General features: G+C 67.2%; 1 protein-coding gene. It reads right to left on the bottom strand.

Going from position 1 to position 378, the window contains the following annotated elements; all coding sequences use genetic code 11:
- Nucleotides 1-129: 129 nt before the first annotated feature.
- The coding region (locus tag ACNAW0_RS30715; RefSeq protein WP_416291534.1) for an IS607 family transposase at nucleotides 130-378 on the bottom strand (249 nt) is incomplete at its 5' end.

Raw genomic sequence — 378 nt, forward strand, 5'->3', positions numbered from 1 at the left:
CGACACCGCTGATCGACCCGTACCGCTGCCACACCTCACTGCGCACCCGACCCAACCGGCGAGCCTGCTCGGCCAGGGCGGCGTACTTGCCCGGATTCAAAGCGGTCGAATACGCGATACGCGTGACCTTCACCGACCATCCCCCGCGGCCAGGGCCGCCCCTTTGAGTTCCTTCTCGTAGCGCCGTAGCCCGTCCAGCCGATAGGAGAAGGTGTGCACGATGGCCAGGAGGTCCTCGACCAACTCCTGGCGGGGAGACAGGGCCTCCTGATTGGCCACGATGATCTCGCAGCCGCCGCAGGCGGCCAGGTGCTCCAGGAAGTCGAAGCCGAAACGGGCCAGCCGGTCCTTGTGGGCCACCACCAGCGTGGCAACCTC

Source organism: Micromonospora sp. SL1-18 (assembly GCF_047921505.1).
GTDB lineage: Bacteria > Actinomycetota > Actinomycetes > Mycobacteriales > Micromonosporaceae > Micromonospora.